This is a genomic window from Kitasatospora nipponensis, assembly GCF_039528135.1.
GTDB classification, from domain to species: domain Bacteria; phylum Actinomycetota; class Actinomycetes; order Streptomycetales; family Streptomycetaceae; genus Kitasatospora; species Kitasatospora nipponensis.
Genome location: NZ_BAAALF010000321.1, coordinates 1 through 5241, shown reverse-complemented (window position 1 = coordinate 5241; position 5241 = coordinate 1). Strand labels below are relative to the sequence as shown.

Sequence of the window (5241 nt, the reverse complement as noted above, 5' to 3'; positions counted from 1 at the left end):
GGTGGATGGCGACCAGGCCGGCTTCGGCGAGGTCGGCCACGAGGATCCGGGCCACTCCCAGTGGCAGCCCCAGCAGCGCGGAGACCTCGGCGACCGACTTGACCTCGGTGGCGCAGAGCGAGCAGATCCGCTGGTGCTCGGGCAGCAGCGTGGCGAGCCGGGCCGGGTCGACACTGGCCGAGACCAGGGCCTCCAGGGCCAGTTCGTAGCGCGGCCGGGTACGCCCGCCGGTCATCGCGAACGGCCGGATCAGCGGACCGCTGTCCTCCTGGTCGGCCGGGTCCTCGTGCGCGGGGGCGCCGGGTCGGCCGGCTGAGCCGGAGCGCGGTGGTGCGGGTGGCTGTTCGGGACGGCCGGGTCTCGCGAACCGGCCGTCGGGCCGGCCGGCGTGCGCTCCCGGCTGCTGCCCACCGGGCTGCTGTCCGTGCTGCGGGTTCTGCTGCTGTCCGTGCGGCTGCTGTCCGTGCTGCGGCTGGCCGTAACTCTGACCGTGGCCGGCGCCGGGAGCCCCGAACGCGTCATGGCCGGTGCCGGGGTACGGAACGCCGTACTGGCCCTGGCGGTCGTCGGGCGGTGTCACGGTTCCTCTCCTCACAAGGTGCGGCATTGCGGTGCAGGCACCGACCCCCGAGGGGCCGCTGCCGGTGGTGCGAAGGCCGTACAACGCCCGAACCCGGGCCCACTGTTGGGGCCCGGGACGGACATGAGGTCATTCGAATACCAGGACGGTATCCGACGAACCGTCAGTGCAGCAGACTTCCCTGGAGTTCGGCGCGCAGGGCGGGGGTGAGGACGGCTCCGGCGCGGTCGACCAGCAGGGCCATCTCGTAGCCGACCAGGCCGATGTCGGAGTCGGGGGAGGCGAGGACGGCCAGTGAGGAGCCGTCGCTGACGGCCATCAGGAAGAGGAAGCCGCGCTCCATCTCCACGACGGTCTGGTTGACGTCGCCGCCCTCGAAGATCCGGCTGGCGCCGGAGGTCAGCGAGGTGAGGCCGGAGGCGACGGCGGCGAGCTGGTCGGCGCGGTCGCGGGGAAAGCCTTCGGACATGGCGAGCAGGAGCCCGTCGGCGGAGACCACCACCGTGTGCGACACCCCAGGGGTGTTGTCCACGAAATTGGTGATCAGCCAGTTCAGGTTCTGTGCGGCCTGGCTCATCTGACTCAACTCAACGCTCCTGGTGGTTCGAGCCGCCGAAGAGATCGGTGCTGCTGTTCTGCTGTCCCTGCCCGCTACGGCCGGGCTGGTTCATGTCGGGGGTGTCGATCCGGAAGCTCCCGGTGGCACCCGCGTCGCCGCCGGCGTTGCGGCCCTGCTCGACGCCGCGGCGCAGGTTGGTGAGCCGGCCGCGGACCTCCTCGGGGCTGCGGGAGACCTGCGGGCCGTCCTGCGGCGCCGGCTTGGCGTTGCCCGCCACCAGGTTCTGCTTGGGGACCCGGCGCGGCAGGCCGGAGGTGGTGGTGCCGCCCGAGGCCGGCTCGCGCACCTGCTCGGCGCGCTGCCAGTCGGCGTCGTTCGCCGACTGCCAGGCGGCCTGGCCGGTGGGGCCGGTGGGACCCGAGGCGCCGAGCCCGGACACCTCGTGGCCGCGCACCACCGGGGTGGTGCCGGTGCTGGAGGTGTCCTTGGCGCCGGTGAACCAGTTCGGCTTCTCGCCGGAGTCCAGTCCACCGATCGCCCGGGCGCCCAGACCGTTGCCCTGGGCCAGCTGCTGGCCGGGACGGCGCAGCGGCAGGCCGGAGCCGAGGGTCTCGTCGGAGGCGGGCAGCGCGGGCGCCTCGGCCGGGTACGGGTGCCCGGCGGCCGCCTCGTTGGGCCCGCGGCTGTCGCGGGCGGCCGGCTGGAAGCCGTCGAACGGCTGGTGGCCTGCGGGCTGCTGGCCGGCGTAGTAGCCGCCGTCCTGGTAGCCCTGCTGGTCGTAGCCCTGGTCGCCGTAGGGCTGCTGCTGGTAGCCGGCGTCGGCGTACTGGGGGTCGGCGTAGTAGCCGCCCTCCTGGTAGCCCTGCTGGTCGTACCCCTGCTGCCCGTGCTCCTGCTGGCCGTACGGCTGCTGGTCGTAGTTCTGGTCGCCGTAGGGCTGCTGCTGGTAGCCGGCGTCGGCGTACTGGGGGTCGGCGTAGTAGCCGCCCTCCTGGTAGCCCTGCCCGCCGTGGTCCGCCTGCTGCTGCCCGACCTGGCCCGCCTGGCCGCCCGACGGCGCCGCGAACGGCTCCTCGGCGTACGGCGGGCGCTGGAACTCGGCGGTCTCCGGCTCGGCCTCGACGAACTCGGCCTCGACGAACTCCGCCTCCTCGCCGTCCTCGCCGCGGTCACCGGGCGCCGCCTCCAGGGCGGTGCGGCGGCGCTGGTCGAGGCGCTGCGAGCGCTGCATCGACTCCAGGGCGGGGCTGAAGCCGCCCGGCAGCCCGCAGGCGGCGAGGTTGTCGTCGAAGCCGAGCTCGGCGGCGCTGCGGGCGCCGTAGGGGTCCTGCTCCCAACCGGGCTGCTGGGCCTGCTCGCCGAAGATCCGCGAGACGGTGAACTCCTCCTCGGGCTCCGGCATGGCGCGCAGCTCGGTGAGCGCGGCCGGGAGCATGACGAGCGAGGTGGTGCCGGCGGACTCCCCGGAGGGGCGCAGCTGGACCCGGATGTCGTGGCGGTCCGAGAGCCGGCCGACCACGAACAGGCCCATCCGGCGCGAGATCGCGGCGTCGACCGTGGGCGGCTCGGCCAGCTTCTCGTTGATCTCGGCGAAGTCCTCGGCGGTCAGGCCGATGCCCTTGTCGTGGATCTCGACCAGCACCCGACCGTCCGGCAGCCGGGTCGCGGTGACGTTGACCCGGGTCTGCGGGCTGGAGAACGAGGTGGCGTTCTCCAGCAGCTCGGCGAGCAGGTGGACGAGGTCGTTGACGACCCGGCCGGCGACCTCGGCCGAGGGGACGGCGGCGAGTTCGATGCGCTCGTACTGCTCCACCTCGGAGGCCGCGGCGCGCAGCACGTCGACCAGCGGCACCGGGGTGTTCCAGCGGCGGCCCGGCTCCTCACCGGCGAGGACCAGCAGGTTCTCACCGTTGCGGCGCATGCGGGTGGCGAGGTGGTCGAGCCGGAAGAGGTTCTCCAGCTGGTCCGGGTCGGCCTCGTTGTTCTCGAGGTCGGTGATCAGAGCCAGCTGGCGCTGGATGAGGCCCTGGCTGCGGCGCGAGAGGTTGGAGAAGATCGCGTTGAGGTTGCCTCGCAGCAGGGCCTGCTCGGCGGCCAGCGAGACCGCCTGCCGGTGGACCTGGTCGAAGGCGCGGGCGACCTCGCCGATCTCGTCCTTGCCGTGCAGCGGGATCTGCTCGACGTTGGTGTCCACCCGGTCCGGGTCGGTCTTGGAGAGCTTCTCGACCAGGTCGGGCAGGCGGTGGTTGGCGATGTCGAGCGCGGCCGTGTTCAGGGTGCGCATGCCGAGGATCATCGAGCGGGCGATGAAGCCGGTGAGCAGACCGGCCAGGGCCAGTGCGCCGATCACGATCGCCGAGTTGAGGATGGCGTCGGTCTGGGCGCTGTCCTTGGCGTTGACGGCGTCGGCCACGACGCTGTCCAGCAGCTTGGCCTCGGTGTTGCGCAGCGGCGTGATGTGGCTGTCGGTCGCCTGCAGCCAGTTCATCGGGATCAGGCCCTCGTCCGCGGCGGCCTTGGCGGCCGCGTTGGCGGCCGTGGTGCCGACGGTGAAGCCGTCGGCGGCGGCCTGCTGGTAGGCCAGCGCGATGTTCATCAGACCCAGCATGGTGGGCACGGTCTGGTTGTCCGGCATCCGCAGCGGCACCCGCTGGTCGGCGCCGGCCTGGGCGACCAGCTGGTCGGCGTAGGTCTTGGCGTCGGCCGGGTTGGTGCCGTTCTGGAACTCGGTGAGCGAGACCTGCTCGAGCTTCGCCGAGACCAGCAGGTCCTGGGTGAGCTCCATGTTCTCGTAGCGGGTGTTCTGCTGGGTGCTGATGCCCACCAGCAGCGAGAGCATGAGGTCGCGCTGGCTGGAGCCGGCGGCCTTGGCCAGCGAGATGGCGTAGATGGCGCGGCCGCGGCTGATGCCCTGGGCGTCGCCGGCGCCCACCGAGTTGTCGAAGGCGAGCAGCGGCGAGACCAGCGTGGAGTAGGCCTCCTGGGTCGCGCTGGCGAACAGCTCGGGCTTGTAGGCGTTGGCGCGCAGGTGGGGCAGGGCGGCGACCGCGCCCAGGAACGAGTCGTTGCGACGGCGCAGTTCCTCGTCGCTGCCGACCGCGGCGTAGGCGGTCTTGTAGGCGGCCAGCTTCTGGTCGCTGATACCGCGGTACTTGGCCACCGCGCCCTGCGGGTCCTGGCCGGTCATCAGCGGGATCGTGGTGAGGTCACGCTCGTTCTCGAGCGCGTCGGCCAGCTCGGTGGCGGCGCGGGCGAGCTCGGAGGCCTTCTCGGCGTGACTGGCCTGGACGTAGTTGTCGATCGAGGTGTTGACGCGCAGACCACCGAAGACCAGGCCGATGATCACCGGGATCAGCAGGATCGCGATCAGCCGGGTGGGCACCCGCCAGTTGCGGAAGGCCAGGAACTCGTACTTCCCGCCGGCCGTTGGGCGATCATCGGGTCCGCTCACGACGTCCGGGCCACTGCTCCTGGGAGCGCCGGGCGTCGGGCCGCCCAGTGAGCCGCCCAGTGAACCGGCACCGGGGGCGCGGCCACGGGCCGGGCCGGGCAGCGTGCGGTCGGAGTTCGCCGCGAAGGGGGAGAACCCGGCCGTGCTCTGGCCGCTGCGGTCGGTCTCGCGGGGCTCGGGGCGCCGCGGCGGGGTGTCTGGCTGCTTACGCCTCACTCGACAACAACCTCTCGGCCGACTCGGCGGCCATGGATCAATCCAGCGGCTACCCCTGGCCGCAGCCCGCTACTGGGTGGAACTGCCGTGGGGAGACTTCGGGGGTAGCTGGAATTTCAGCACGTGCGGGGATATGGGACAAACAGCCCTCGCGCTCCAGCCGGTGGCGAAAAATTCGGACATTCACTACCAGGTGCGGCCAAAACCCCGGCCGCTTTCAGCCGAGCGAACCAGCACGGTTACCTGGTGTCACGAAAAGGTCCGAAATGCCTACCGAACCGTTATCCGATACACAGAACGGGGACCCCGGTGTGCGGGGCCCCCGTTCCGGTCGTCGAAGGAGGAGGTGCGGGGGCATCCGCCCGGGCCTGCGGAGTTACCGCAGTCGGGCGAGCAGGGCGTGTTCGACGAGGGTGATGAGGGCGCTCTTGGCGC

At 72.0% G+C, this 5241-nt stretch carries 3 protein-coding genes; all 3 read right to left on the bottom strand.

Annotated features, from left to right (window positions below):
• Positions 1–580: DUF742 domain-containing protein (locus ABD323_RS39340; protein ID WP_344446911.1), on the bottom strand; the 580-nt coding region annotated here is incomplete at its 3' end.
• A 163-nt stretch (positions 581–743) separates the two neighbouring features.
• A complete protein-coding gene (locus tag ABD323_RS39335) occupies positions 744–1157 on the bottom strand; it encodes a roadblock/LC7 domain-containing protein (RefSeq protein WP_035797811.1) in 414 nt (137 codons plus the stop codon).
• A 10-nt stretch (positions 1158–1167) separates the two neighbouring features.
• Positions 1168–4806, bottom strand: a complete 3639-nt coding sequence (locus ABD323_RS39330) for a sensor histidine kinase (protein ID WP_344446910.1) — start codon at positions 4804–4806, stop codon at positions 1168–1170.
• Positions 4807–5241 lie beyond the last annotated feature (435 nt).